The 25560-nt window shown below is 69.3% G+C and carries 27 protein-coding genes and 2 tRNA genes; 12 read left to right on the top strand and 17 right to left on the bottom strand.

The window, feature by feature from the left end:
• Positions 1–27: 27 nt before the first annotated feature.
• Positions 28–690, bottom strand: coding sequence for an FMN-binding negative transcriptional regulator (locus tag EAO72_RS13140; RefSeq protein ID WP_148017481.1), 663 nt, complete (start codon positions 688–690; stop codon positions 28–30).
• Positions 691–758: 68 nt separating this feature from the next.
• Positions 759–1595, bottom strand: coding sequence for an EamA family transporter (locus EAO72_RS13135; protein ID WP_148017801.1), 837 nt, complete (start codon positions 1593–1595; stop codon positions 759–761).
• A 270-nt stretch (positions 1596–1865) separates the two neighbouring features.
• On the opposite strand from EAO72_RS13135, the gene EAO72_RS13130 reads away from it, so the two are divergent.
• A complete protein-coding gene (locus tag EAO72_RS13130; protein WP_148017480.1) occupies positions 1866–2450 on the top strand; it encodes a helix-turn-helix domain-containing protein in 585 nt (194 codons plus the stop codon).
• Positions 2451–2772: 322 nt separating this feature from the next.
• Here the strand turns inward: EAO72_RS13130 and EAO72_RS13125 are convergent, their stop codons facing one another.
• Entirely contained in the window at positions 2773–3240 is a 468-nt protein-coding gene (locus tag EAO72_RS13125) for a MarR family transcriptional regulator (protein WP_148017479.1), read from the bottom strand.
• A 98-nt stretch (positions 3241–3338) separates the two neighbouring features.
• Positions 3339–3704 carry a cupin domain-containing protein gene (locus EAO72_RS13120; RefSeq protein WP_148017478.1) on the bottom strand — a complete coding sequence of 122 codons (366 nt, stop codon included), beginning with the start codon at positions 3702–3704 and terminating at the stop codon, positions 3339–3341.
• 213 nt (positions 3705–3917) lie between these two features.
• Between EAO72_RS13120 and EAO72_RS13115 the strand changes: the two genes are divergently transcribed.
• A tRNA-OTHER gene (locus tag EAO72_RS13115) sits at positions 3918–4000 on the top strand.
• Positions 4001–4163: 163 nt separating this feature from the next.
• Here EAO72_RS13115 and EAO72_RS13110 read toward each other — a convergent pair.
• Positions 4164–4712, bottom strand: a complete 549-nt coding sequence (locus tag EAO72_RS13110) for a GNAT family N-acetyltransferase (RefSeq protein WP_148017477.1) — start codon at positions 4710–4712, stop codon at positions 4164–4166.
• Between the two features lie 91 nt (positions 4713–4803).
• Positions 4804–5283: a diadenosine tetraphosphate hydrolase gene (locus EAO72_RS13105; protein ID WP_148017476.1), complete on the bottom strand. Its 480-nt coding sequence runs from the start codon at positions 5281–5283 to the stop codon at positions 4804–4806.
• A 179-nt stretch (positions 5284–5462) separates the two neighbouring features.
• Here EAO72_RS13105 and EAO72_RS13100 point away from each other — a divergent pair, with 179 nt between their 5' ends.
• A complete protein-coding gene (locus tag EAO72_RS13100; RefSeq protein WP_148017475.1) occupies positions 5463–5912 on the top strand; it encodes an SMI1/KNR4 family protein in 450 nt (149 codons plus the stop codon).
• A gap of 66 nt (positions 5913–5978) precedes the next feature.
• Here the strand turns inward: EAO72_RS13100 and EAO72_RS13095 are convergent, their stop codons facing one another.
• A complete protein-coding gene (locus EAO72_RS13095) occupies positions 5979–6902 on the bottom strand; it encodes a LysR family transcriptional regulator (protein ID WP_148017474.1) in 924 nt (307 codons plus the stop codon).
• Between the two features lie 165 nt (positions 6903–7067).
• Here EAO72_RS13095 and EAO72_RS13090 point away from each other — a divergent pair, with 165 nt between their 5' ends.
• Positions 7068–7790 (top strand): hypothetical protein, encoded by a 723-nt coding sequence (locus EAO72_RS13090; protein ID WP_261991454.1) that lies wholly within the window; start codon positions 7068–7070, stop codon positions 7788–7790.
• A gap of 239 nt (positions 7791–8029) precedes the next feature.
• On the top strand, positions 8030–8389 hold the full coding sequence (locus EAO72_RS13085; protein WP_148017473.1) for a hypothetical protein: 360 nt from the start codon (positions 8030–8032) through the stop codon (positions 8387–8389).
• 31 nt (positions 8390–8420) lie between these two features.
• On the opposite strand, the gene EAO72_RS13080 is transcribed toward EAO72_RS13085, so the two are convergent.
• The gene (locus EAO72_RS13080) at positions 8421–8957 is read right to left on the bottom strand and encodes a hypothetical protein (RefSeq protein WP_148017472.1); all 537 of its coding nucleotides are present in this window, start codon (positions 8955–8957) and stop codon (positions 8421–8423) included.
• Between the two features lie 406 nt (positions 8958–9363).
• Here EAO72_RS13080 and EAO72_RS13075 point away from each other — a divergent pair, with 406 nt between their 5' ends.
• Both EAO72_RS13075 and EAO72_RS13070 read left to right on the top strand, forming a co-directional pair.
• Positions 9364–10419: a hypothetical protein gene (locus tag EAO72_RS13075; RefSeq protein ID WP_148017471.1), complete on the top strand. Its 1056-nt coding sequence runs from the start codon at positions 9364–9366 to the stop codon at positions 10417–10419.
• Positions 10388–11131, top strand: coding sequence for a DUF6308 family protein (locus tag EAO72_RS13070; RefSeq protein ID WP_261991453.1), 744 nt, complete (start codon positions 10388–10390; stop codon positions 11129–11131). Before EAO72_RS13075 ends, EAO72_RS13070 begins: the two co-directional genes overlap by 32 nt.
• Before the next feature lie 449 nt (positions 11132–11580).
• Here EAO72_RS13070 and EAO72_RS13065 read toward each other — a convergent pair.
• A tRNA-Val gene (locus EAO72_RS13065) sits at positions 11581–11655 on the bottom strand.
• A 194-nt stretch (positions 11656–11849) separates the two neighbouring features.
• On the opposite strand from EAO72_RS13065, the gene EAO72_RS13060 reads away from it, so the two are divergent.
• From EAO72_RS13060 to EAO72_RS13045, 4 genes are all read left to right on the top strand, one after another.
• Positions 11850–12644 carry a DUF4097 family beta strand repeat-containing protein gene (locus EAO72_RS13060; protein WP_148017469.1) on the top strand — a complete coding sequence of 265 codons (795 nt, stop codon included), beginning with the start codon at positions 11850–11852 and terminating at the stop codon, positions 12642–12644.
• A 71-nt stretch (positions 12645–12715) separates the two neighbouring features.
• Positions 12716–14140 carry a hypothetical protein gene (locus EAO72_RS13055; RefSeq protein WP_148017468.1) on the top strand — a complete coding sequence of 475 codons (1425 nt, stop codon included), beginning with the start codon at positions 12716–12718 and terminating at the stop codon, positions 14138–14140.
• 160 nt (positions 14141–14300) lie between these two features.
• The gene (locus EAO72_RS13050; protein WP_148017467.1) at positions 14301–14888 is read left to right on the top strand and encodes a DUF4383 domain-containing protein; all 588 of its coding nucleotides are present in this window, start codon (positions 14301–14303) and stop codon (positions 14886–14888) included.
• 250 nt (positions 14889–15138) lie between these two features.
• Positions 15139–15354 carry an FmdB family zinc ribbon protein gene (locus EAO72_RS13045; RefSeq protein WP_148017466.1) on the top strand — a complete coding sequence of 72 codons (216 nt, stop codon included), beginning with the start codon at positions 15139–15141 and terminating at the stop codon, positions 15352–15354.
• A 53-nt stretch (positions 15355–15407) separates the two neighbouring features.
• Here EAO72_RS13045 and EAO72_RS13040 read toward each other — a convergent pair whose 3' ends face one another.
• The 4 genes from EAO72_RS13040 to EAO72_RS13025 form a co-directional block, all read right to left on the bottom strand.
• Positions 15408–16067: an O-methyltransferase gene (locus EAO72_RS13040; RefSeq protein WP_148017465.1), complete on the bottom strand. Its 660-nt coding sequence runs from the start codon at positions 16065–16067 to the stop codon at positions 15408–15410.
• Between the two features lie 171 nt (positions 16068–16238).
• Positions 16239–17072, bottom strand: a complete 834-nt coding sequence (locus EAO72_RS13035; RefSeq protein ID WP_148017464.1) for an HAD family hydrolase — start codon at positions 17070–17072, stop codon at positions 16239–16241.
• Positions 17069–19627, bottom strand: coding sequence for a phosphoribosyltransferase (locus EAO72_RS13030; RefSeq protein ID WP_187285028.1), 2559 nt, complete (start codon positions 19625–19627; stop codon positions 17069–17071). Before EAO72_RS13030 ends, EAO72_RS13035 begins: the two co-directional genes overlap by 4 nt.
• 250 nt (positions 19628–19877) lie before the next feature.
• Positions 19878–21041, bottom strand: coding sequence for an HpcH/HpaI aldolase/citrate lyase family protein (locus EAO72_RS13025; RefSeq protein WP_148017463.1), 1164 nt, complete (start codon positions 21039–21041; stop codon positions 19878–19880).
• Between the two features lie 221 nt (positions 21042–21262).
• On the opposite strand from EAO72_RS13025, the gene EAO72_RS13020 reads away from it, so the two are divergent.
• Positions 21263–22090 carry a TerD family protein gene (locus EAO72_RS13020; protein WP_148017462.1) on the top strand — a complete coding sequence of 276 codons (828 nt, stop codon included), beginning with the start codon at positions 21263–21265 and terminating at the stop codon, positions 22088–22090.
• A 71-nt stretch (positions 22091–22161) separates the two neighbouring features.
• On the opposite strand, the gene EAO72_RS13015 is transcribed toward EAO72_RS13020, so the two are convergent.
• The 4 genes from EAO72_RS13015 to EAO72_RS13000 form a co-directional block, all read right to left on the bottom strand.
• On the bottom strand, positions 22162–22896 hold the full coding sequence (locus EAO72_RS13015; protein ID WP_148017461.1) for a TerD family protein: 735 nt from the start codon (positions 22894–22896) through the stop codon (positions 22162–22164).
• A gap of 152 nt (positions 22897–23048) precedes the next feature.
• Complete coding sequence (locus tag EAO72_RS13010) at positions 23049–24182, bottom strand: DUF475 domain-containing protein (RefSeq protein ID WP_148017460.1); 1134 nt, start codon at positions 24180–24182, stop codon at positions 23049–23051.
• Between the two features lie 70 nt (positions 24183–24252).
• Positions 24253–24828, bottom strand: coding sequence for a TerD family protein (locus EAO72_RS13005; RefSeq protein ID WP_148017459.1), 576 nt, complete (start codon positions 24826–24828; stop codon positions 24253–24255).
• Positions 24829–24974: 146 nt separating this feature from the next.
• Positions 24975–25550 carry a TerD family protein gene (locus EAO72_RS13000; protein WP_136325064.1) on the bottom strand — a complete coding sequence of 192 codons (576 nt, stop codon included), beginning with the start codon at positions 25548–25550 and terminating at the stop codon, positions 24975–24977.
• Positions 25551–25560 lie beyond the last annotated feature (10 nt).

Genomic DNA, 25560 nt, shown 5'->3' with positions numbered 1-25560 from the left:
TTCGTACGTACAGCGGTGGCGCCTGCGTCAGGCACGGTCGGATCCGGCCCTCCAGGGGCCGATGCGGTCCAGGCGGCGGCGCTGCTGGTCCGCGGTGGGGGCGTCGAGGCCGTTCCCGCGCCGGGTGAGGCGGTCGGCCACGGCCGTACGGTGCTCGACGGGCTTGTGGTCGTCGTACTTGAACTTGGCCATGACCTCGGTGACTTCCAGGCGCAGCCCGCGGATGCCGGGCAGCATACGTCCGTACGGGGGCTGGTCGACGGCGACGGGAGCGTGGTCGCCGTCGGGCTGGAAGTGGGCCAGCTGGCGGCGCAGCAGCTCGGCCTTGGACTCGGGGTCGTCGACGACGGTGGCGCGGCAGGTGAACTGCACGGCCGCGTAGTAGCTGGTCGGTACGCCGTCGGCGGGCGGGGAGTCGGGCTGGGCGCGCCAGGGGCCGGGGATGAAGGCGTAGTCGCCGATGACGGTGAAGGTGACGTGCGGGTCGCGCTCGATCGACGCCCAGACGGGATTGGGCCGGGCGAGGTGGATCAGCAGGTCGCTGCCGTCGGTGGTGAAGTGGGTGGGGACGACGGCGGGCGGGCAGCCGGGCAGCCCGTTGACGCCGAGCGTGCCGAAGTCGTGGCCCGCGGCGATCCAGGTCTGCCATTCGGTCGCGTCCAGGGCGGCGTCCCAGGGCTGGATGAACATGCTGCTCCTTGTACGTAGGTACGCGTGGGTACGTGGGTACGTGACAGACGCTGCGGGCGAGGGCGGGTTCAGGTGAGGGCGAGGAGGCTGACGGCAGCGGCTGCGGTGCCCAGTCCGACGAGCTGGCCGCGGTGGATGCGTTCGGCCAGCACGCTGCGGGCGAGCAGCACGGTGCCGGCGGGGTAGAGGGCGGTGATGACGGCGACGACGGCGAGGTCCCCGCTGCGGGCGGCGAGCAGGAACAGCAGGTTCGCGACCGAGTCCAGTACGCCGGCCGCGGCGGACATCGCGTAGGCGGGCCGCTCGGACCCCAGCCTGCGGAACATCAGCGCGGCGGCGCCCAGCGTGACGGCCGAGGACACCGCCCGGCCGATGATGAGCGGGGCGACCCCGCTGTCGGACGGAGCCTGGTGCAGGAAGATCAGCTGGAGTGCGATGGCGGCGCCCGCGCCGAGAGCCAGCAGCAGAGCGGTACGGGACGGCCGCACGGCCCCCGCTCCGTGCCCGGCGCTGACCAGCACCACGGCGGCCAGGGCGAGCGGCAGCCCCACCAGTCCGGCGACGCCCAGGCGCTCGCCCTGCAGCAGCCCGACGCCGACGGGCAGCATGGCGGACACCAGGGCGGTCACGGGGGACAGCACGTTCATCGGGCCGATGGCCAGGGTGCGGTAGAGCAGCGCGAACGCGGCGGCCGACGCGACACCGGAGGCGGCGCCCCAGCCCAGGGCTCCGGCGCTGAAGGAGGCGCCGAGGAACGGCCACAGCAGCAGCTCGACCACGAGGGACGCCGGGGCGGCGATCATCACGGTGCGCAGCACATGGGCCTTGCGGGCACCGAGACCGCCGAGAAAGTCGGCACACCCGTAGGCGAGCGAGCTGCCCAGGGCCAGCAGCAGAGCAATCACGGGCACATCCCTTACCATTCAGTGGAACGACCCCACGGTACAACGAACCGACCGCTCAGTGTCAACCAAACGACCGCCCGGTGCATTCCAGTGGTCCTCACGAGGGCCCGCTGCCTCCAGCGGCCTTCCGCGAGAACCCGCTGCCTTCCAGTGGCCTTCCGCGAGGATCCGCCGCATTCCAGCGGCTCTCCGCGGGGGTCCGGTGCATTCCAGCGGCTCTCCGCGAGGATCCGGTGCATTCCAGTGGTCCTTCGCAAGGATGGTGATCGGATGGCCGGCACGGACACGGCACTGCGCACGCTCGCCCACAACGTCAGAGCGGCCCGCACCCGCGCCGGCCTGTCCCTGGACGAGCTCGGCCGGCGCGCGCAGGTCAGCAAGGGCGCCCTGGTGGGCCTGGAGAAGGCACAGGGCAACCCCAACTTCGCCACCCTGGTCCGCCTGGCCGACACGCTGGGCGTCTCGGTGTCCGCACTGATGGACGGACCGGCGGAGGGCCGCGTCCGCGTGGTGACAGCCGATGCCGTGACCCCGCTGTGGACCGGCGTGCGGGGCAGTGAGGCCCGGCTGATGCTGACGACGTCGGGCCCGGCCCCGGTCGAGGTCTGGCGCTGGCGGCTGGAACCGGACGAGGAGTACCCCAGCCACCCGCACCAGGCCGGGGTCGTGGAGACGGTCAGCGTGACCTCCGGCCGCATGACGCTGGTGGTCGACGGGACCGAACATCAGGTCGAGGCCGGCCAGACGGCCACCTTCGACGCCGACGCCCCTCACACCTACCGCGGCACGGGCCCCGAAGCCTGCCACCTGATCATGACGGTCCACCTCCCGCCCGGCCCGGGTACGGCCGCCTGACGACGGGTGCCTGGTGCCAGGCGCCGGGTACCAGGTGCCTGCCGAAGGAATTCAGGTCCTGCTGAAGTCCGGAAAGGCACGTGCCCTGACCCGCCGCCTCGGCAACTCCCACACCCCACCGCCCAACCACCCAACCGGCCCGGGGCCGGGCCATCGCCCCGGTCGTCCGCGTGCAGAACCCCTACGCGATCGGCGCGTCGAGGCCGGGCGGGCGGCCGCCTGCGACGGCGGCACTCCCCACGCCTGCCGCGACAACGGCCCCGAGGCCGACGCCCGGCCCGGCTTGCACCGCCCGGCAACCGCGTCGGCGGACCGGGCCGGCTCAGGACACGGTCCCGCCGGTGTTCCGTATCATCTGCTGGAGCACTTTCAACGCGGTGACGTAGTCGGCGTCGTCGATGCCCTCGTGGATCCGGGCCCGGATGTCCGGGGCGTGCCGCTTGAGACCGACGCGGGCCTCCTCGCCCGACTCGGTGATCCACAGCCGCCCCTCGACGTCGAGGCTGAGCCACCCGCGCCCCACCAGAACGTCCGCTTCCGCCTTCAGGTCGTCTTCGGGCCTGATGTAGGCGCTCATGGCTTCTTGAAGGCCGGGGATGGTCATACCGCGGCCGTCGGGTGAGATGTCGTTCTCCGAGAGGTTGCGCAGCAGCCAGAACTGCGGCTGGGTAAAACCCCGTTCGGCCTGCCGCGCCCGTATGAACGAGATGAGCGCCTCATAGGCCACCCCGGTCCAGTACGCGGCCGGCTGCGCGGCGAGTTCGGCATCGGAACCGTGCTGCGTCGTCATGTGCGGTGCCCCCTGTGTGATCGCTGGTGAAAGCACCGTAAAACCTCGAGCGAAGTTGAGGTCAAGAGCGATCCGAAACGGGGCGGCCGCGCCCGGCGCTACTTCTCGACCGCGTAACCGGGCACCGACGGCCATCGAACCGTCAGCACCACCGATTCGTCCTCCGCGACCCACGAGTGGTCGACCCCGCGCCCCCACACGACGTAATCGCCCTGCTCCTCCAGAAGGACACTGCGGCCGGGGAGTTCCACGCGGAAGCGACCGCTGATCAGGACCAGGAGAGCGGTACGGTGCTCGCCCTTCACCCACTCCAAGCGCTCGTCGCCCGGAGGGTGAACACCCCATTTGATCTCTACGTCCTCGCTGTGGCGCGGGTCGCCCGCATCCTTGAAATGCCCGAGGAGCCATCCCCGGTCCAGTGCCGCGTCCTTGCCCGCCTTGCCCACATACACGCTGTCGTTCACGAGGCCGGAGGTTAGCAGCCGTCCTGAACGCCCCAGGGCAAGAGGCCCCCGCCCCTTCATCACGGCACCCACAGAACGCCCACCGGCGGGCGACGGTCTCCACAACCGCGAGGGCGCCGGTCCGAATCCGGCAGGTTCCGTCCACTGTCTCTTGGCACGTACCCGACGGGAAAGCAGTGGTCGGGCCGGCCCGTGGCGGATAGGGTCCGTCGGGCCATGCGTCGTCCAGCGGCCCAGGACACCGCACTCGGGTTCGCCCCGATGCGGAAACCCCGGTTCGAATCCGGGCGATGGCGAACCGTCCCACCTCCGCCCCGCACCACCGGCGCGCGCCAAGCGCACCTCGCCCCGTCACCCTCCACCGCAACGGAAAGAGCGCCACACGCCGCGCAAAAGCTCGTCGCCTCCTGAAGGACACGATCGGCTTCTTCTGATCAACCGGCGCCCAGGACTGGACGATTACTCCGGTTCGGTCGCGCTGCAGACCGGGGACCACTGACCAAGCCACTGCTCGGCATCCCAGGCCCGGAAGCGCTCCACCTCCGTGAATCCCAGCTTTGCCGCAAGGCTCATCGAGCCGACGTTGGCGGTCTGGGTAGTCAGCACCACCGGCTCGCCGGGCAGGACGCCCTCGATCCATTCGAGCGCCGCCGCGCACGCCTCGGAGGCGTACCCGAATCCCCACGCTCGCGGCAGAAACAGATAGCCGAGATCCACCTTCCCCGCGGCAGCCGAACGGCGGCTCGAAGGCGCTCGCCTGAGCAGAATCTGCCCGATCATCACCCCGTCGAGATCAACGACGAAACTCCCGGGCCACCGCTCGGGAACCTCGGGCATCTCGCGCTCGAGTTCTTCACGAGGGCGGGGACCGCCAAGATAGGTGTGCACCTCAGGCGACGCCAACAGCTCTATGAACGCCGCACGGTCCCGGGCCTGGGCCTCACGGAGGACAAGCCTCTCGGTCCTGATCGGAGCAGGCGGCCAGGCGACGGGTCCGAGCTCGGTCATACCCGCCACCCAATCAGCAGCTCCGGGAGCGATCAAGACCCGGAAGATCGTGGCCGCCCGGCAGGCAACCGCAACCGCTTCCGTCCCGCCGTCAGCGCATCGAACGCAACTGGTCCAGCTCGCTGCCGATCGCCTCTCGCAGCACATCGTGCTGCGGGCCGAGCCTGAACTGCTCATCACTCCACCGATCACGCGGATAGAGCCACACCGGCACCCTCACCGCATCGGCCGGCTCCCACTCGAACCGTGGCCACACATGCGCATGCAGGAAGGGGTCCGTGTTCCCCAGGATCTCCAAGTTGACCCGTCGGAAAGCCGGGTCGAGCCGTCGACAGGCTCGCTCGACCGCCTCACCGAGTTGATCCATGTCAGACAGGAACGACAGACGCTTTGCCTTCGGTAGATCCGACAGCCGCTGCACATCCGGTTCATCCACGAGAAGAACCGAGTATCCCGGCAGGAACTGAACATCCCCGATCACCGCGAATCCCGCCGCCAACCGCCGCAACACGGTCGGGTTCTCACCGCTCAGAGCAGCCCCGATCCGATCCCTCCGCCAGTCACCGGTCATGGCCAGAACCTACAGGCAGATGATCAGGGCGACTGGTTCGGCGACCCTTCCATACGCCGGTGCCCGGTGAGACGCCTGCCTCCGCCCCTTTGAACCGCTGACCGGGCCCCCGCCGCATGGGCACGCATCGCCGCATGCCCGTGGTTGCCCTCCTTGGGGATCCATACGATCATCGCCGGATGTGGAAAGAGTTGATCGCTCGGCATGCAGGCGAGGTCGAGGTCGGGTTCACCGCTCCGGCCACGGACGACGCGCTGAGCGGCGCTGCACAGACCCTGGGTCACCCGTTGCCGGCCGAATTGATCTCCGTGCTGCGGGAGAGCAACGGCATCGTGGGCGAGTACGGCTACGACCTGGTGTCGCCACTCCAAACGATCACCCAGAGGAACCTGGAGCTCCGGAGTTCCTTCTCCGATCTGTACATGGCCTTCGATCAACTGCTCTTCTTCTCCGACGTGCCGGGCAATGGCGATCTCTTCGGCATCGTCCTCGTACCCGGGCAGTCCGATCAGGTGTTCCTCTGGGACCACGAGACGGACAGCCGCAGGTGGGCGGCCTCTTCGGTCCAGGAATTCGTGGAGCGATGGCTGAACGGTGTAATCCAGGAGCAGCTCGGCTGTGAGGCCTGAGCGCTGTCCCGAGGACACGTTGGGTCTCGCCACGCATCCGTCACGCGGAACCGACGCCCCGACGCCTCAGGCCAGGCGACCGGCGTCCGACGCCTTCCCCGACGGCCGAATTCCTCCCTCCCGGAGCAACTCGCGCAGGATCAGCGCTGCCGGCAGCGGGGTGGCGGGCAGGGCGATGTGCAGGGTCCGGCGCAGGGCCGGATCGGTGAGGCGAGCCAGCACAAGCCCTTCCGGAACCGCCCATGCGGCCAGCGACGGGACCAGTGCGACGCCGAGACCCGCGGCCACGTAACCGAACTTTCCCGTCCACTCCGCGATCCGGATGATCTTCCTGGGAGCGAAGCCCGCCCGGCCGCAGGCGTCGGCAAGCATCGTGGGGCGACCCCCGTACGCGTCCTGCAGCCATGCCTCGTCGCGCAGTTCGAGCAGATCGATCACGTCGGCTCCGGCCAGGCGGTGCTCTCTGGGCAGGGCGACGAGCAGCTCGTCCTCGCACAGTGGCGTCGTGGCGACTCCGTCGGCAGAGCACAGCCCGGAGGGGTAGTCGCTGACCACGGCCAGGTCCAGCGCCCCGTCCGCGATCCGGGCCGTCAGCGTGCCGCTGCGGCCTTCGACGGCGACGACCTCGACATCCGGCCGGACGTGACGGAACGCGCGCAGGGCGGCGGGCACCAACGCGATGTTGGCGGTGGGAAACGCCCCTACGTGCAACAGCCCACCGTGCCCCCTGTGCAGCACCGCCAACTCCTGCTCCGCACGGGCCAGGCGGTCAAGGACCTCCACGGCGTGCCGGTGCAGGGCCCGGCCCGCCGGGTTCAGCCGTACGCCCCTCGGAAGCCTCTCGAAAAGCGGGCCGCCCGCTTCCTGCTCCAACGACGCGATGCGCCGGGAGACCGCCGACTGCGTGTAGTTGAGGCCGGCCGCCGCCCTGGTGAAAGACCCCGCCCCGGCCACGGTCACCAGCAACCGCAGCGCGTCAACGTCGAACACGAGCCACCCACCCTTCCGTCCCGCACGACCCATTCCTCTGCCGCATGCCTCCCATGCGATCCAGTCGCTGGTGGAATGTATCGCCTCGCCCTAGCGTCGAGACGGGGCGACCGCTCCGATGACCACGGGGGCCTGTTTTCCCCATGCCGGACGAGGGGAAGTGCCATGTTCAACAGGACCCAGCAGCTCACGCGGACGATGCGTACAGCGGAGCACCGGCGTGACGCTGCCACCCCGCCCGCTCACCGCCCGGACCACCGGGCGGCCCTCCTGACGCACCGGCCGGGGCACGTCCGCGTACTGCTGCCGCTGCTCACGGTGGCCACGGCTGTCCTGCTCAGCGCCTGCTCGGGAGCCGGCTCCGACCGGGCCACCAGCGGCTCCACGCCGACCGCACAACCGACCTCGTCGCCGCCCCGGACCTCATCGCCGTCTCCGACTCCGACGCCCACACCGACCACCACCGCCGAGATCGCCGAGGCCGTCAACAGTTGGTACACGTACGGAGGCGAGACGGCCATGGTCAGCCTGATCAAGGAAGCGGTGAAGGCTCAATCGGGCCGCCCCAGTGAGGACATGGAGCTGGTGACACTGGACTTCGGCGGTCTGATGGACGCGCTCACCACGGCCCGGCTGTTCAGTTCCCTCCCCGACCCCAGGACCCGGACGGCCTGGTCGGCCGCCATCGATCAGCTCGAGGCCGGCGCGCGCGAGGTCCTCGATTCGGCGCCGGAGGTCGGACTGATCCAGTCGCCCCAAGAGACCGGCCAGGCGTTGCAGGGGTGGCACACGTTCGACGAAGGAATCAAGAGCCTCAAAGCCACCCAGGCACGACTCCACCGCACCTTCGGTCTGAGCCCGTCTCCGGACCCGTGGACGGTCAGCTAGCCCCGAGCGCAGTCGGCCAAGGGGGGCGGCTGGTACAGGCGTCCCCGGACGACCAGGTCCCAGGACGCCGAAAAGCTCCGCACCCGCCCCCTCCAACCTTCTGGCCCGTGGCTCTGGCCGGATCGGTCAGCTACGGTCATGCCAACTGCTGGGCGGTGCCCCCAGGGACGCCACCATGCAGGGGCGGTTCCTCGGTTCCGTACCTGCCTGCTGATCCGTAAATCCCGCAGGGGGTAGCCATGGAACGACATGTACTGGAATCGCTGTTGTCCGGTGATGACGACGCGTCCGTGATCGCTCTGGCCACCCTCCGCAACGGCGCCACCTACTGGGTGGCGGACCAGGCACGACCCGCAGGCCAGCATGCCGGAGTCTTCAAGCACCGACTGCGGCGCATGCGGATGCGCGGACTCGAACCGCTGGGGCTGGAACGAGCAGTGCAGCTCGTCCGCGAGCATGGCCGGCCCGTGCGCACAGGGCTGATCGATGCCACTGATCGGACATGGACCACTCTGCTCTTCCTCAGCGAGGACGGCAGCACACTGGTGGCCTGCGCCGGCTGGCCACTGCCGCCGGCCGCCCGGAACCCCCCGCTCTAGAGGTCACTCCTCTTGGCCAGCTGTCCCGCAATCACCCGAGCAAACGGCCCTGCTGCTGCTTCAAGCCCGCGAACCCGTGCCGCGCGTATGCGGCTATCTCCTCGCTGGGGAAGGGCACCACGGACAGGTGCTCCTCGTAGTTCCCCTGCTCCCACCGGGCGGCTGTGATCTCGTAGCCGGAGACGTGTGCGCACAGTTGAAGCAGAATCGGCGGCATCGCTGGTTCGCTCAAGAGGTCAGCGCGCTTGATGACGAGGTCGCGCATCGCCTGAATGTTCGGGAGAAAAACGGTCCGTACCCACAAGCGCCACTCGGCGAGTTCCTCCTCGGAAGGAGCTGTCTCATGCGCGAAGGGGGACCTGCCGTCAGGACGAGCGTTGCGCTCCATGAACGCGCTGAAGATGCGGCTGTTGGCTTCGGTGAGGGCGAACAGCGGCCCATAGAAATCACTGAGCTGCCGATTCAAGCGAGCGAGGCGTTCTTGACGCTGCGACAGGCGCAAGCCGTTGAGGTACGTGACTACATAGCCGGCGAACGCCAGCGCGATGGTAACGACGACGGTGATCACGGGAGGCGATGCTAGTGAGCATCACGCCCTTGGGTCAGCCTGCGGCAGCAGATCAGGACCGCCGCGACCCGACATAGGTGAGGAGGTGCTCGGCCTTGTGTTCCTATCGGCGGTGGGGTCGACGGCAGCCAGCGAGGCAAGGATAACGGCACCGAACCAACTGCGGCTTCTCCCGCCAGTGCTTGAAGTGCAACGCCGTAGGTCAGGCGTGCGCACCGCTTCGTGCTGAGCCACACCACGTTCTGCAGAGTTGTGTGCGACATCCCGCCAACGTGGCCCCGGTCGTACCCGAGTCGATGTGCCCTCTCCCCCGCAGCGTCGCCGACCCGCCGCCGCTGGCGAACCAGGACCATGTGTGTGGAAATTGAGAAGGTGGTGTGTACCTTCAGGACGCTATCGTCAGCACATGAGATCAACCAGCCGTCACCGCCTGTCCGTTCGCATGGGCGCGGCTCCTGTGCCTGCGCTCATGGAGGGCATGCCACCTTCTCTCGAGCCCGCGCTCCGCTCTTGGATCCAGGAGACTGCAGCGCTGAAACCCGATGAAGCGCAGCATGTGATGGTGCGGTTGGATCTCGTTCTGCCGCAGGCGGACTGGGACAGATACGAACGCGAGCTGCGAAAGTGCGAAAGGGAGCAGGCACGGCTCGATGCGCGCTGGGAGGCGGAGCAGGTAACGAGGACGGAGAGCACTCGTGCCATCGGGCGGCCAGTTGTGCCGCTGCCTCCTGACCCTTACGTGCTCTTCCTAGCCTGGGGAACGGAGCCGGAAGTCCTGTGGGACGTCGTTGACGACTTGCTCTGCTTGCTGTGCACTGAACTGCCAGCCCCGGAAAAGCCGCCATTTGTTACTTGGTTCAGCGCCAGTGTCAGACGGACCAAGCGAATCGTCGAGCCGCTGGACCGCCTGCTGGTTGAGTCACGGTCGGTATACGAGGTAACACCCAATCAGCGCGGTCTCCAGCGGCGGATGGAGGCGGGCCTCAGCGAGGCGCTGAACGTGGCAGCCAATGCCGCTGAGAGCAGCGGTTACCTTTCGGCTCGGCAGCACCTGCAGCGGGCGCGCGACAAGCTGATGGCGGTGCACACCGACCCAAGCGGTGCATACGTCGACGTGATCCGCGCGGTTGAGGCCGTCGCTTGTCCGATGTTCCTGCCGCGCGACCAACTGCCCACGCTCGGCAAAGTCCGCGATCACCTCCGGAACGCGGATACTAAGTACGAATATGTGCTCACGGACAAGTCCGGGAAGCCGGGCAACACCGGCGGGGTGGTCGCCATGCTCACAGACCTGTGGGAAGGGCACAGTGACCGGCACGCAGGCGGTCCACGGGAGGTCCCCGTGTCCCAGGAGGCGGCCGAGGCCGCACTGACAACCGCCACCGCCTTGGTGACGCTGTTGAGCATGAGAGCGGTGCGGCCGCGCACCAATGCAGCAGCCCAGCGCCGGGAGGCCCGATGACGCTGAAGATCCCGGCGGTCCTGTGGAATCGGCAATACGTTGCCGGCTTGCTTCGTCGGTATTGGGCGCTCCCCTCCCCAACGGTGCGCCCGCCTATACCGGTGCCCGGTTCGAACGTCTGACAGGGGGCGGAGACCAACCGGAGGTGGCGAACCACTTCACGCCGGCGGACTTCATTGCCGTTGCGGCGTTGAGCGTTGACGTGCCAGTGCGAGCAGTCCTCCGTGTGCTAGAGCCGTCGGGTTGCAGCCCTTACAGTTGTCTACTCTCACAGATTCCCGTGGACCTTGAGCTCGCCGCCGCAGAGGAGCGGCACGTTGCCAAGGACAGTCCGGCGTGGAACTTGTGGCAGAGTCTGCGCGATATCGAAGGCATAGGCCCAATCGGCGCTGGCAAACTGCTTGCTCGTAAACGCCCTCGCTTGCTACCTGTCTATGACTCGGTAATCAAGAAGGTCTTCGAACGCCCATCAACAGACTTGACCTTTTGGTCTGACGTGCGCCACTCGCTTCGCGCTGACCACGGCATACTGGTAGCCCACCTCGAAGACGTCCGCGGTCTCGCAGGCATCGGTGAGGACATCGGCATATTGCGGATCCTCGACACGGCTGCATGGTTCCATGGCAGGAACGAGCACGTTGAGACACGACCTGACGGCATTCCGGCCGAGGCGCCCAAGAGCGCAGCCGGTTCGCGCAGTCGCCTTCCCTGACTCGCTGGTGGCTCGCCTGGTCACTCATCTCGCTGTCTAAGCCAAACCGTGCCGTGACGGGGCTGGTCTTCACGGGAGCACGCGGCGGCGGCCGCCGCGCAGAAACAACTTCCGCCACCAATGACTCCAGGCTCTCCAACCCACTGGCCTCGGAGACATCTGCTCCCCCCGATCCGCGCCACACTGGGAACACCCTCGCCGCGACCGGCGGAGCCACGACGTGTAGCGGATGGGGCCCTCGTCGGTGTGGGCCGCGTTGATCCATCAGCACCCAGTGCACGTTCGCGACCGGGCGAGCACCGACCACGTCGACGAACATCAGGAAGTTCCGGCCGGCCGAGCCCGGCGACGCATCTGGCACAACGCCCCTCCGCCGCCCGGCTGGGGACGAACAAGGCCCAGTCGCCCGGTTCTGTACCGGTGACCTGGGCCTTCCTCGTGCTACCTACTGGTGGGCGCGGACGGTTTCGAACCGCCGACATCTGCTTTGTAAGAGCAGCGCTCTACCCCTGAGCTACGCACCCGTGGATGAAGGAACAGATTACATGCCCCACGGCGCCCCTCGACAATCGGTTACCCGCCCCCGGGCAAGCCCGCACCAAGGCCGTACGGGGGATATCCCCACCCCCGAGACGGTAGCCGTCCGGATCGTCCCGGCGGTGCGTGCTGCATACCGTGGAGGCACATCGTCAGCGCCGGCCAGGGGGACTCCATCGCCATGAACATCCGTACCCGTACTCGCACCCGTGCCCGTGCCCGCACCAACGCCCTCGTGGCCTCCGGGGGCGCCGTTCTGCTCGTCGGTGTGCTCAGTGGGTGTGGGAGTACCGACGTGGAGGACGCACCGGCCGAGCACAAGTCGTTCGCGTACGGCGGGAAGGCGCTGACCATCGATGCGGAGAACTCCACCGTCGAGGTCGTGCCCGCCGATGTGAAGGAGATCGAGGTGACGCGCAAGGTCGACGGCTGGGTGTTGCTCGGGAGTGGGCCGGATCCCGTGTGGAAGCTGGAGGGCGACACGCTGACGCTTCGGGTGAAGTGCGACGCGTTGATCAGTGACTGCGGCGCGCACCATCAGGTCAAGGTGCCTCGCGGGCTCGGGCTGACCGTGGATGCGGACAACGGGAAGGTCACCGCGTCCGGGTTCGGTACGCCGCTCAAGCTGTACTCCGACAACGGCGGGGTCGTCGTGCGCGATGTCACCGGGCCGCTGGAGCTGAAGAGCGACAACGGCTCCGTGCGGGGCGAGCGGCTCTCGGGGGCTTCCGTGGTGGCCCGCTCGGACAACGGCTCCGTGAAGCTCGGCTTCAGCCGGGTTCCGGATCTCGTCGACACCGTCAGTGACAACGGGAGCATCACCATCGACCTGCCCGCGGGCAAGAACCGGTACGCCGTGTCCGCGTCGGCCGACAACGGGGACGTCTCCGTGGGCGTGCCCCGCAGTGACGACAGCCCGCATGCGGTGAAGGCGCACAGTGACAACGGCGAAGTCACGGTGCGAACCGCGAACTAACAGGCCCGTGTGTTCGTCCTTACCTGGTGGGAGAATGTACCGGGCAGGGCGAAACAGCACGGGAGAGGGATGTGACGGCGACACACGCGAAGCCCCAGGCGAGAGCGGGTGCGAGTTCCGCCGTCAGTGATGTCCCTGTCATCCGGCACGGTCGCGGACGTGGTGTTCGTGATGCGCTGTCGTTGATGCTGCTGCTGCCCGTTCCCCTGCTCGCCGCCGCCCTGCCCGCCGCCTTCGCCGGGGGCGGTACGCGGCGTTGGTTCGGCGGGCGCGGGGAGGGGCAGCGGGCCGAGGCTCAGGCCGCGAAGGATGCCGCCGCCGAGGCGTTCTACGAGCTCGACACCGCCCAGCGCGATCTGCAGATCTCCATCGAGACCATCACCGCCGTCGACAGTTCGCCCGCTGCCCGCAAGGCCGTCGATGACTTCGCGGCGCTGGGGCGGCGCATCGACGAGGCCAGTCGTGCCTACATCACGGCCGTGGACGCGCACGATCTCGACCGGGATGATCTGGAGCCTTCGGTCGCGTCCCGTGCCCGGAGCGAACTGTCCGCAGCCAAGGACGAGCTCCTGCGCGTCAAGGTGGAGCTGGACCGGTTCGGCGCCGGGCTCGGTCCGCTGCTGGGTACCGCCGAGACGCAGCTCGCCCGGCTCGCCCCCGCTGTGGAGCGGGCGCGGCAGGCGCTCCTGGCCGCGAGCAATGCTCTCGACGCGGTGCGGGCGTCCGGACTGCGGGCGGACGATCTCGCCGCGCGGCTCGCCACCCTCGCACCCGAGCTGACCAAGCTGAACCAGGGCGCCGGCCGGCACGGTGTGCCCGAGACCCTCCAGCGCGCCGATCAGGTGCTGCGCGATGCCGAGGCCGTACGCGCCGAGGCGTCGCAGCTGCCCGAGCGTGCCGCTGAGATCGACAAGCGGCTGGTGACGCTCCGTACGCGGGCCCAAGCGCTGACCACCCGGTCGGCCTCCGTCGAGCCCGTGCTCAGCGAGCTGCGGCGGCGGTTCTCGGCGGCCTGCTGGCAGGACCTCCAGCCTGTTCCGGAGCAGGCGGCCGTCAATGTGCGCCAGGCCGAGGAGAAGCTCAAGGAGGCCGCGAAGGCGCGCGCCGAGCAGCGCTGGGCGGATGCCACGTCGCGGCTGAGTACGGTACGGGCCCTGCTGAACGCCACGGACGAAGCCGTGTCCGCGGCCGGTGACCGGCTGCAGCGGCTCGACGCCGTCGCCAAGGACCCGCAGCAGGAGATCCAGCGGACCCGGTTCGCGATCCGCGATGCCCAGCGCCTCGCCATGGCCGGGCGCCACACGCCCGAGCCGCGTCACGCTCAGCCGCTCGATGACGCCGTGGCCCGGCTCGATCAGGCCGTCACCGCTCTCGACGGGCGCCACCCCGACTACTGGCACTTCCTGACCGTGACGGAGGGCGTACGGCAGACCGCCGCGCGCGTCGTCTCCGACATCCGCGAGGAGCGCGGCGCCGGCGCCGGCGCCGGGGCCTGACGAGCGGCGGCGGGGCAGGGCACGAGCGCGGGCAAGGCGGTAGCGGGGGCCGGGAACGGGGTGAGCCTGCGCGGCCCACGCCCGCGGCCGCCCTGGCATGCGGAGGGCCCGGCCCGGCGGGATCCTGGTAGTACCTGAACGCGTACGTGAAGGAGGCCCCATGGCCACGCATGTACTGCGCCCGGCGCGGCGGCCCGCCGCGCACCGCAAGGCCACCCGCCTCGATGAGCACCTGCCCGTGGACCACCGGCTCAGCCGCGTCTACCGGGTCGGCGCCGGGCTGATGGGGCTGGTGCTGCTCGCCTTCGGCGTCCTCGGGCTGACCGACAAGATCGGCTTCTTCGACACCGGCGGCGACACCGTCGCGGGACTGAGTACCAACGGCGCGCTCAGTGTGCTGTCGATCTGCGTCGGGCTGCTGCTGTTCGCCGGGATGGTCATCGGGGGCAACTTCGCCTCGACGCTCAACATGGTGTTGGGCATCGCCTTCGTCCTCAGCGGCTTCGTCAACCTTGCCCTGCTGGACACCGGTCTCAACTTCCTCGCCTTCGAGATGCAGAACGTGATCTTCAGCTTCGCGGTCGGGCTGATGCTGATGATGTTCGGGATGTACGGGCGCGTCAGCGGCGGGCTCCCCCATGACAACCCGTACTGGCGGGCCCGCCACCCGGAGGAGGCCGAGCGTGAGCAGCGGCTCGCGCGGCGGCGCGCGATCTCGGAGATGCCCGTCAGCCGACCCGGCCGGTAGCCGGACAGCGGGGAACGGCGAGCGGGAGAGGCAGCGAGCGGCGAGCGGCGAGCGGGAGATGAGACGTCCCTGCGCGGCTCGGCCGGAAGCCGCGCGGGAGATGAGATGTCTGCGCGGCTCGGCCGGAAACCGTGGTCGGGGAGGCGCCGGGTTGCCCGGGTCGGCCGGGGGTCTGCCCGTTGCTCAGCTCGGCACGGAAGCCACGGTCGGGGAGCTGCCCGTTGCCCGTCCCGGCCGATAGCCTGGGGGCATGCCTCGTTACGAGTACCGCTGCCGCTCCTGCGGAGACACCTTCGAGCTCAGCCGTCCGATGGCCGAGTCCTCGGCTCCCGCCTCCTGCCCCGCCGGGCACGAGGACACCGTGAAGCTCCTCTCGGCCGTCGCCGTGGGCGGATCCGCCGGTTCCGCGCCCTCAGCAGGTGGTGGCGGGGGCGGGGGCTGCTGTGGTGGAGGCTGCTGCGGCTGAGCCGTCGCCAGGGTCCCCACGACCCGACAGCCCCACCATCACTACCCCTACGACTACCGCTTGCGCGACAGCGTCAGTCCGTCCGACACCGTGAGCATGACGCTGTCCATCCGCGGGTCGGCGGACACATGGTTGTTGAACTCCTGGATGGCCGCCGCTCCCCCGGTCGCCCGCGGGTCCGTCACGCCACCGTGGAAGAGCACGTTGTCCGTGGTGATGACGCCGCCCTGGCGCATCCGGGGCACCAGTTCCTCCCAGTACGCGATGTAGTTTCCCTTGTCCGCGTCCAGGTAGGCGAAGTCGATGTGCGGCTCCGCGGGCATCGCCCGCAGGGTGTCCAGGGCCGGGGCGATCCGTAGGTCGATGCGGTCGGCGACGCCTGCCTTCGCCCAGGCCTCACGGCCGTAGGCGGTCCACTCCTCCGAGACGTCGCACGCGATCAGCCGCCCGCCCGCGGGCAGCGCCTGGGCCATCGCAAGGGCGGAGAACCCGGTGAAGGTCCCGACCTCGACGATGTGCCGGGCCCCGGTCAGCCGTACGAGGAAAGCGAGCAGCGGCCCCTGCTCCTCGGCCGACTGCATGCCCGCGTAGTCGGGCAGCCGGGCGTACGTGGTCTCCACGAGTTCGCGCTGTACCGCGTCCAGCGGCGGATTGTGGGCGAGCATGTACGCGTACAGCTCGTCCGTGATCTTGGTTTCGTTGCCCTTGGTCATCGCACCACTCCCCGCTCGCCCGAGTGCTCCGCCGACGGGCGGGAACGCGGCGACTGTAGTCGTCCCACCTCTGCTGTTCGAGCAGATTTCGGTGGCGCGCGCCAGAATGTTGACGCCCTGTCCCGGGCGGCCCCGGTCCCGGCGCCGGGGCCCAGTCCGGCCCGGCCCGTCTCAGGCCGCCCGGCGCAGTCCCGACGCTTCGAGGAACCGACGCAGGATCTCCTCACCCGCGGCCACCCCGTTCTCGGCGGTCGCATCCACGTGCGGGGCGCTCCAGCCCGCGTCGGCCAGTTCGCCGTGGCCGGGGCGCCAGCCGCGGTCGGCTGCGAGCAGCAGGTCGGCGTCGAGGAGGGAGTCGCCCGCGGCCAGGGTGAGGGTGGCGCCGGTGCGGCGGGCGACCTCGCGCATCGCCGCGCTCTTGGTGAGCGGACGCGGTACCACGTAGATCTTGCGGCCCTGCAGCGAGACCGTCCAGCCACGCGGTTCCGCCCACGCGGCGAGTTCCTTCGTCCACTCCGCGGGCAGGAGGGTCCGGTCGACGACGAGGTAGGCGAAGAGGTCCTCGGCGACGCGTTCCTTGAGCAGCCAGGCGGGGTCGGCGGCGGAGACGAGGTGGGCGCGGACCTCGTCGAGCGAGGCGCATTCCTCGGCCAGCCGGCCGGCCACGGTGCGCTGCCAGTCGTGGTCGGAGACGCCGTTCACCAGGATGTGTCCGCCGTTGGCGCAGATCGCGAACTCGGCTGCGGGGCCCGGGAGATGGATGCGGTGGTACTGCTCGCGGGTGCGGGTCGTCGTCGGCACGAAGACCGTGGATGGGGAGCGCGTCAGCTCGTCGAGCAGGGCCGCCGCCGTCTCCGTGACATACGAGAGCGGCTTCTTGTCGTACACCTCGACGCAGAGGAGACGCGGGGCCTCGGCGTCGGGCATCGGGAGGCTGAGGGCCGCCGCGGAGTAGATGAGGGTGCGGTCGAGGTCGCTGGCGACCAGTGTCGGGGCCGAAGTCACTGGGAGTCCACCGCCCTGCCGTCGGCGCCGGTCGCCCCGCGCGTGTACTTCGGGTGGATCAACCCGACGCAGGTGTACGGGAGTTCGTCGACCTCCTCGACCGGGACGCCGCGCTGCTGTGCGAGCAGCCTGATGTGTTCCAGGTCCGTACCCGCGCCGCGCTTGGCGAGGATCTTCCACGGGACGCGGCGCAGCAGGACGCGGGTGGTCTCGCCGACGCCCGGCTTGACCAGGTTCACGTCGTGGATGCCCTGCTCCTCGCTGATCCGTTCCACCGCGGCCCAGCCCTCCCAGGTCGGGGCGCGGTCCGCGGCGAGCAGTTCCTTGACCTCGTCGTCCACGGCGCCGGCGACCTCGCCGAACCGGTCGGTGACGGTGTCGACGAAGTGGCCAGAGACATCCGATCCGGCGAGTTCCCGGTAGAACTTCGCGCCGTGGAAGTCGTCGGGCCCCACGAGGTCGGAGCGCAGGACCGTACGGGAGATCAGTCCGGACACCGTGGAGTTGAGGCAGGCCGAGGGGATCAGGAAATCCTCGCGGGTGCCGTACGTGCGGACGCAGCCGCCCGGGTCGGCCAGGACCGCGATCTCCGGGTTGAAGCCCTCCGTCCCGTCCGACTCCTCGAACTCGGCGATCGCCGCCGCCAGTTCGCGGGTGATGGCGCCCTTACCGGTCCAGCCGTCGACGAAGACGACATCGGCCGGGTTGTGATGGGCCGCCAGCCAGCGCAGAGCGTTGGCGTCGATGCCCCGGCCGCGCACGATCGAGACGGCGTAGTGCGCCAGCTCGACGCCGTGCCTCAGGCGGGCCCAGCGGCGCATCAGCACGCCGACGGGGGTGCCGGCCCGGGCGAGCGAGACGAGCACGGGGCGCGGGCCACGCTCGGCGAGGACCGTTTCGGTGACCGTGCCCACGGCGCGGGCGATGCGGGCGGCCGACAGGTCCAGGGCCGCTTTGAACAGGTCCTGGTACTCCTCGGACGGCTGGTACTCGACCGGCAGCGACTCGGCGTAGTGCGCGCCACCGCTCTGTATCGCCTCCTCGCGCTCCTCGGTGGGCGCCTCCAGTTCGGCGTCCGACAGGTCCTGGAGCAGCCAGCCGACCTCGTCCGGCGCGTAGGAGGAGAAGGCGGGGCCGCGGAGGGGCTCGGGCAGCATGGAGGGTTCTTCCTGCCGATGGGACCGATGGGGCCGATGGGACTGCTGGGACTGATGGAGGGCCTGGGACGGTTCCGGCTCCGCGGCGGACGCCCCGGGCGGTACGTACGAGGGGACGACTGCCAGCAGGACGTGCGCGGTGTGCGGGGCCAGCTGCTGCATCAGGCCGCGGGGGCCGTGCAGTGCGTGGGTGTCGGCGGTGGAGTCGACGACGAGGACCACGGCGTCGAAGCCGCCGCCCGCGACGTTGTACGCGTAGCGGTCGCCCGGGCCGTCGGCCGGGTCGTCATGGGCCGGGAAGACCAGCCGGGTACGTATCGCATAGCCGGGGTCGTCCACGGCGAGGACCGGGGAGCGGGTCGTGGTCGAGTAGCGGACCTCGGCGCCGGTGCGCTCCTCCAGGGCGGCGCCCAGGCGCAGCGGCGCGTACATCAGCTCCTCGAAACCGAGGACCAGGACCTTGCGGGGGTGCTCGCCCAGGGCCGCCGCGATGCGGTCCGCCATGGCGGGGAGCGCGGGTTCCAGGAGGGCGCGGTGTGCGGGGGTGAAGCCGTGCCGGCCGCCGTCGGGCACTCCGGCGGGCCACTGGAGGTCGATCCGGGTGTGGGGGCGGGGAACGCCGCACAGCGGCTCGGGCTTTCCTCCGGGCCAGCCCACGCGGGGCTGCGCCGCCGCCTGGGCCGCTTCCTGCTCGGCGACCAGGGCCTGCCCCTTCTCCAGGACGCCTTCCGGAAGGCGGACCGTACCCGTGTTCCTCGCCACCAGGTCGACGCGGGCGCCGATCTCCTCGGCGAACTCGGCGAGCCTGCCCCGGTCGGCCGGTGAGCGCATGTCGACCAGGGCCACGATGACGTACCGCTGGCGGGGGTAGCGCTCGTGCAGGGCGCGGATGGTATTGAGGACGGTGTTGCCGGTGGAGAACTCGTCGTCGACGAGGACGAGGGTCGTGTGCGCCTCTCCGCCCCGTTCGGCTGCCAGCAGGTCCGGGTCCTCCGGCAGCAGCAGGTGCGAGGTGGCGTGCGAGTGCGACTCCTCGAAGCCGCCCGCCCGCGCCACTCCCTCGACGGGGCGTCGCGTCGAGTGGAGGTAGGGCGCGTGTCCGAGACCGTCGGCGACGGCGTGACCGAGGCCGGTGGCCGTCTCCGCGTAGCCCAGCACGACCGCGTGCCGTGCGCCGTCCTCGCCGAGCAGCTCGCGCACCCGGCGGCCGAGCTCGACGCCTGCGCCGTATACGACCGAGGGGCGTTGCGGCACGTGCTTGCCGAGGACGTTGGACACGAGCAGGTGTGCCCGCTTGGGGTTGCGCCGCAGGGCGAGGCCCAGCAGCTCACGGAGCTCCCCGTCGCCCACCAGCTCGACGCCCAGTCGTTCCGCGACCCAGCTACCCGACCACACCACGTTCGCCGTTTCCTTCCGTTGGCCCTGTCACGCGCGCCCCGCTCAACCGGGCCCGCCGTCCGTCATACGCGCCCCGCTCAACCGGGCCCGCCGTCCGTCACACGCGCCCCGCTCAACCGGGCCCGCCGTCTGTCACACTCGCCCCACTCAACCGGGGCCGTCCATCAAGCATCCCCTGCGCGCCCACGCACCCGTCAGCCCGCGCGCCCACGCACCCGTCCAGCCGGCATCGCCCGCGCGCTCGCACCGCTCACTCCGCGAGGCTCGCCGCCAGCAGTTCCACGAAGCCGACGTCCGCCTTCGCCACGCCGAAGACCTGTGCCCGCCGCAGGGTGCGTTCGGCCCAGGCCCGGTGCGGTTTCACCTCGTTCATCTTGTTCGTGTACGACGAGCGCAGCACCCCGCCGCCGTCGCGCTCCGGCCGCAGGATGTCCTGTGCGTCGCTGAACTCTTCATGGCTGACCACGGACAGTGCGTGCACGGGCGCGACATGCGAAGGGTGGATACAGGTTTTGCCGAGCAGGCCGTTGGCCCGGTCCAGCTCGATCTCCCGCAGCAGTCCGTCCAGGTCGTGCTCGATCAGGGCCGTGCGAAGCTCCTCCGCCCGGCCTTCCAGGAAGGGGCTGCGGCGCAGCTGTGGCTTGAACATGCGCTCCTGGAGCCGGAAGTACTCCCAGACGGGGCCGGTGATGGTGAAGCCCGTCCCGTCCGCCCGGCCCAGCACGTTGACGACGTCGGCGATGACGTCGCCGACGATCCGGACGTCGTACGCCGTCATGTCGGGCGCGCGGCGCAGTCCGTACGCCGAGCAGAAGTCGGTGACGCCGAGGCGCAGCGCGAGCACCCGGTCACGGTAGGTGTCGACGGTGCGGGCGATCTTCTGGAGGGACTCCTGACGGGTCTCCAGGTGCAACAGCTCGGGGGATTCGAGCACGGGCATGGCGAAGAGCCGCTGTCCCGCCGCGGACTCGGCCTTGGTGAGCGCGTCCATGAACGGGACGCCACGCTCTTGCGTGAACTTGGGAAGTACAAAACCGGACAACAATCGGACGGATGCACCGAGTCGGCGCACGAGGTCCGCGATCTGGTGCGGCTCGCGGACGCGGATGAACAGCAGCGGGAGCTCGCTGCCGCGTTCCGCTAGGTCGGCGAACTGCCTGACCAGGTTCTCCTCGGCGCCCGGCACCTCGGAGTCGTCGATCGAATCCTCCAGGCACAACACCATGGAGACGACTCCTCGGCGGGCCTGCTTGATGACGTCGTCGGCGAGCCGGGGACGGGTGGCGGGGCTGTAGAGCGTGGCCCCCAGGGCCGCCGCGAGGACGGGGGCCGGGGAACCGGAGTCGAAGTCGCACGGCTCACGGAAGAACAGATCGCCCCTCGCAGCAGGCGCGATATGCCCGAAATGACGCATGTGATTCCCCCCGTACTGTCTGACCGACCGGACAACGTGTGGCCGGTAATAGTACGTACGGACGGGTGTCGGCAGTTCCCGGCTCACATGAATTCCGGGTAACTCGTCCATTTAGCGTCGGTTCCCCAGGGTGCGGACCGGCTCGTTCCGGCGTTCCGGCACGACACGGCTTGCGACCCCCGCGTTGTCCGCACGGGCAGCCAGCAGGCAGGATGACCGGCATGACGCACGCGATGGTGAAAGGCTCGAACGTCCCCCTCGACGCCATGGCCGTACGGGCCGTGCTGCGCTGGACCCCGGGCGCCGGGGTCCCCGATGTGGACGCCTCGGCCCTGCTGCTCGGTTCCGGCGGCCGCGTGCGCTCCGACGAGGACTTCGTCTTCTACAACCAGCCCCGTCACCCGTCCGGCCTGGTACGACGGCTGCCGAAGCGGAGCCTGCCCGAGGGTCTGACCGACACCATCGAGGCCGACCTGAACGCGCTCGACCCCTCGGTCGACCAGGTCGTCATCGCCGCGTCCTCCGACGGCGCCGCCTTCGAGCACGTGCGCGACCTGCGCATCCTGCTCTACGACGCCGCCGCATCGGGCGGCGAGCCGCTCGCCGTCTTCGACGTGCGGCCGGAGACGGGCGAGGAAACCGCGATCATCTGCGGAGAGCTGTACCGGCGCGGCGATGGCTGGAAATTCCGGGCCGTGGGTCAGGGGTACCCGACCGGCCTCATCGGTCTCGCGACGGCCTTCGGCATCTCGGTGGACGAGTCCGAGGCCGCCGCCGAGCCCGACCCCACACCGCCGCCCGCACCCGCCTTCCCGCCGGCGCCCGGGCCCGACGCACAGGTCACGGTCCAGCACCAGCAGCCCGCGTACGGCTACCCGCAGCCCGCTGTGGCCTCGGCGGCGCCCGCCCCCGGCCCTGCCTACGGCTACCCTCAGCCGGCGTCCACACAGCCCGCCTACGGCTATCCGCAGCCCGCGGCCGCGGCCGCGCACGCGCCGGACCCGAACTTCGTCCTGCCACCGCAGGGGCCACAGTTCATACGGCCCTGAACGACGTAACCGAGGCAGCGCAACCGAGGTAACCGGCGCAACCGACGTAGCCGGGGCGACCGCCGCACGGCCTACGCCCGGGTCTTGTAGCCGCGTCCCCACTGCATGCCGTACCCGTACAGCCGGTCCAGCTCCGACTGGAAGCCGTACACGAACTTCACCTCGCGCCGCACGGTCAGCTCGCCCTTCTCGTTCTCCACGGTGAACACCGCGCACGAGCGGGCCTGCGGAGCCCGTTCGTCCAGCTCGATCTCGATGCGCGGCCCGTTGCCCGGGTAGAGCGTCACCTTCGCGTGCGTACGGTCGAAGGCGGGGGTCTGGTCGTAGATGTAGACGAAGAACAGCATCCGCTTGATCTGGTCGCGCTGGTCGAGGTTGACGTAGACGGTCTCCCCCGACGGCGCCCCGAAGCGGTCGTCGCCGCTGAGCCGGATGTACGGCGGCCCATTGAGATCACCGATCAGATTGCCGAGCGGCTGCACCACACCCTTGGTGCCGTCCGTCAGCTCGTACATGCAGCCCAGGTCCAGGTCGACGTTGACCACTCCCTGGGTGTGCGCCTGGACCACATCGGGCTGGAAGAGCTTCAGCGGACGCAGCAGCCGGCCGCTCTGCCGGGACCGGCCCTCGATGTCGGACGAACGCATCTGCCAGGAGAGGTTGACCCGGAGGTTGCCGGTCAGCGCGCCCTGCTTGGTCAGCGAGACCGTGGCGTGCCGCCTGGAGAGCACGATGGAGTTGCTGGCCGCGCTGCCCGACTCGAACTGATTTTCCCGCCCCGGCCACAGGCTGTTCCAGAACGCCATCCCGAACCCCCACACATGTCGGCCCCACCCGTCGCACGCGGCACATGCGACGCACGCACCGCTGCGGGGCGGCTCCGGGCCGGATCCGGGTGTTCCCGGAACCGTTGCCGTACGAGCCGCCCCGCAGAGAGCGTTCCTCATTCCCTACCGGGTCACACCCCGGCGGAGACTTCCGTACTTTCTTCGCCTCCGTTGGCCTCGATCGCCTTGTTGCGCCGGACCGAGGACCAGAAGGACCAGCCGATCAGAATGACGCCGACCGAACCGGTGATGAGCTCGTTGATCTCGTACTGGATCGTGACGAGCAGGATGACGGCCAGGGCGCCGATCGCGTAGTGCGCGCCGTGCTCCAGGTAGACGTAGTCGTCCAGGGTGCCCTGGCGGACCAGGTAGACCGTGAGCGAACGGACGTACATGGCGCCGATACCGAGACCCAGAGCCATCAGCACGATCTCGTTGGTGATGGCGAACGCGCCGATGACACCGTCGAACGAGAAGGACGCGTCGAGCACTTCCAGGTAGAGGAACATGAAGAACGCGGCCTTGCCGGAGAGCGCGATCGCGGAGACCTTCTTGCCCGACCGCTTGGCCTCTTCCTCCGCCTCGTGCTCGCGTTCCTCCTCCTCTTCGAGCTTGTTCTCGAAGTAGCCGGAGAGACCGCCGACGATGAGGTACGTGATCAGACCCGCGATACCCGCGAGCATGACCGTCTCGGCCTTGTCCGCGTGTCCGCCGCCGTGCTGGTGTGCCTGGGTCGCGAAGGTCATGGCCGAGATCAGCAGAACGATCAGCGCGATGCAGACCGACAGCATGTCGACCTTGCCGAGCTTGGCGAGCGGGCGCTCGATCCAGCGCAGCCACTGGATGTCACGGTCCTCGAAGATGAAGTCAAGGAAGATCATGAGCAGGAACATGCCACCGAACGCGGCGATCGCCGGGTGGGCGTCGGTGACGAGTTCCTTGTACCGGTCCGGGTCGTTGAAGGAGAGATCGATCGCCTCGATCGGTCCCAGCCCCGCGGTGACGGCCACGATCACGACGGGGAACACCAGCCGCATACCGAAGACCGCGATGAGCACACCGACCGTGAGGAAGATCTTCTGCCAGAAGGCACTCATCTTCTTCAGGATTCCGGCGTTGATCACCGCGTTGTCGAAGGACAGCGAGATCTCCAGGACGGAAAGGATCGCCACCACTCCGAAGGCTTCCCACCCCCCGTAGAACCACGCTGCGACCAGACCGATCGCGGTAATCGCGAACGACCAGCCGAAGGTTTTCAGAACCACTGGCTACCCCATCATGTATGTAACGGGTCTCCCCCGAAGAGCACGGGGCTCCCCCGCGCCGTGCGCGGCTTTACGAAACGTTGACCCCGAAGTCTAGAGCGATGCCCCGCAGCCCGGACGCGTACCCCTGTCCTACTGCACGGAACTTCCACTCGCCGTTGTAGCGGTACAGCTCGCCGAAGATCATCGCGGTCTCCGTGGAAGCGTCCTCACTGAGGTCGTAGCGCGCGAGTTCCTGACCGTCGGCCTGGTTGACCACGCGAATGAACGCATTGCTGACCTGGCCGAACGTCTGCCCGCGATTGTCGGCCTCGTGGATGGAGACCGGAAAAACGATCTTGTCGCAGTGGGCCGGCACCTCGTTGAGATTCACGATGACCGACTCGTCGTCGCCCTCGCCCTCACCCGTGAGGTTGTCGCCGGTGTGCTCGACGGAGCCATCGGGGCTCGTGAGGTTGTTGTAGAACACGAACCATTCGTCGCCGAGCACCCGGCCCGACTGGCACAGCAGCGCGCTGGCGTCGAGGTCGAAGTCCGCCCCCGTCGTGGATCGTGCGTCCCAGCCGAGTCCGATGAGCACCTGGGTGAGATTGGGTGCGGCCTTGGAGAGGGAGACATTGCCTCCCTTGGCGAGCGTGACGCCCATGGTGTGTCCTCCCCGAGTCGATGAACCGGTTGATGAACCGGTGAATCCGTCTGTTGAGCGCGTCCGGCGCCGCACAGGGTGCGGCGCCGGACGGGACATGCCGAAGGCATGTCCGGGGCCACGGCCCCGGACTGCCTGTCATACCTCTAGACGTTGACGCCGAAGTCCTGCGCGATGCCGCGCAGACCCGAGGCGTAGCCCTGGCCGATGGCGCGGAACTTCCACTCCGCACCGTTGCGGTACAGCTCGCCGAAGACCATGGCGGTCTCCGTCGAGGCGTCCTCGCTGAGGTCGTAGCGCGCGAGCTCGGTGTTGTCGGCCTGGTTGACCACGCGGATGTACGCGTTGCGCACCTGGCCGAAGCTCTGCTGGCGGGACTCGGCCTCGTAGATCGAGACCGGGAAGACGACCTTGTCGACGTCGGCCGGGACACCGGCCAGGTTCACCTTGATGACCTCGTCGTCGCCCTCGCCCTCACCGGTGAGGTTGTCACCGGTGTGCTCGACGGAGCCGTCGGGGCTCTTGAGGTTGTTGAAGAAGACGAAGTTGCCGTCGTTGCCGACCTTGCCCTCGGCGTTCGTCAGCAGGGCGCTGGCGTCGAGGTCGAAGTCTCCGCCGGTGGTGGTACGAGCGTCCCAGCCCAGACCCACGATGACCGCGGTCAGGTTGGGCGCGGCCTTGGTCAGCGAGACGTTGCCGCCCTTGCTGAGGCTGACTCCCACGAGTCCTCCC

Origin of the sequence: Streptomyces sp. OR43, from assembly GCF_008042275.1 — a bacterium.
In the GTDB taxonomy this organism is placed as follows: domain Bacteria; phylum Actinomycetota; class Actinomycetes; order Streptomycetales; family Streptomycetaceae; genus Streptomyces.
The sequence above is the reverse complement of the archived record's forward strand: the minus strand, read 5'-3'. Positions and strand labels throughout refer to the sequence as shown.

Coding starts and splice junctions, on each gene's coding strand:
- EAO72_RS13085 (WP_148017473.1), top strand. CDS start 8,030: ATGGAACGACATGTACTGGAATCGCTGTTGTCCGGTGATGACGACGCG.
- EAO72_RS13075 (WP_148017471.1), top strand. CDS start 9,364: ATGAGATCAACCAGCCGTCACCGCCTGTCCGTTCGCATGGGCGCGGCT.
- EAO72_RS13125 (WP_148017479.1), bottom strand. CDS start 3,240: ATGACGACGCAGCACGGTTCCGATGCCGAACTCGCCGCGCAGCCGGCC.
- EAO72_RS13110 (WP_148017477.1), bottom strand. CDS start 4,712: ATGACCGAGCTCGGACCCGTCGCCTGGCCGCCTGCTCCGATCAGGACC.
- EAO72_RS13060 (WP_148017469.1), top strand. CDS start 11,850: ATGAACATCCGTACCCGTACTCGCACCCGTGCCCGTGCCCGCACCAAC.
- EAO72_RS13040 (WP_148017465.1), bottom strand. CDS start 16,067: ATGACCAAGGGCAACGAAACCAAGATCACGGACGAGCTGTACGCGTAC.
- EAO72_RS13050 (WP_148017467.1), top strand. CDS start 14,301: ATGGCCACGCATGTACTGCGCCCGGCGCGGCGGCCCGCCGCGCACCGC.
- EAO72_RS13045 (WP_148017466.1), top strand. CDS start 15,139: ATGCCTCGTTACGAGTACCGCTGCCGCTCCTGCGGAGACACCTTCGAG.
- EAO72_RS13070 (WP_261991453.1), top strand. CDS start 10,388: ATGCAGCAGCCCAGCGCCGGGAGGCCCGATGACGCTGAAGATCCCGGC.
- EAO72_RS13025 (WP_148017463.1), bottom strand. CDS start 21,041: ATGCGTCATTTCGGGCATATCGCGCCTGCTGCGAGGGGCGATCTGTTC.
- EAO72_RS13005 (WP_148017459.1), bottom strand. CDS start 24,828: ATGGGCGTCACGCTCGCCAAGGGAGGCAATGTCTCCCTCTCCAAGGCC.
- EAO72_RS13015 (WP_148017461.1), bottom strand. CDS start 22,896: ATGGCGTTCTGGAACAGCCTGTGGCCGGGGCGGGAAAATCAGTTCGAG.
- EAO72_RS13020 (WP_148017462.1), top strand. CDS start 21,263: ATGACGCACGCGATGGTGAAAGGCTCGAACGTCCCCCTCGACGCCATG.
- EAO72_RS13105 (WP_148017476.1), bottom strand. CDS start 5,283: ATGACCGGTGACTGGCGGAGGGATCGGATCGGGGCTGCTCTGAGCGGT.
- EAO72_RS13090 (WP_261991454.1), top strand. CDS start 7,068: ATGTTCAACAGGACCCAGCAGCTCACGCGGACGATGCGTACAGCGGAG.
- EAO72_RS13140 (WP_148017481.1), bottom strand. CDS start 690: ATGTTCATCCAGCCCTGGGACGCCGCCCTGGACGCGACCGAATGGCAG.
- EAO72_RS13130 (WP_148017480.1), top strand. CDS start 1,866: ATGGCCGGCACGGACACGGCACTGCGCACGCTCGCCCACAACGTCAGA.
- EAO72_RS13100 (WP_148017475.1), top strand. CDS start 5,463: ATGTGGAAAGAGTTGATCGCTCGGCATGCAGGCGAGGTCGAGGTCGGG.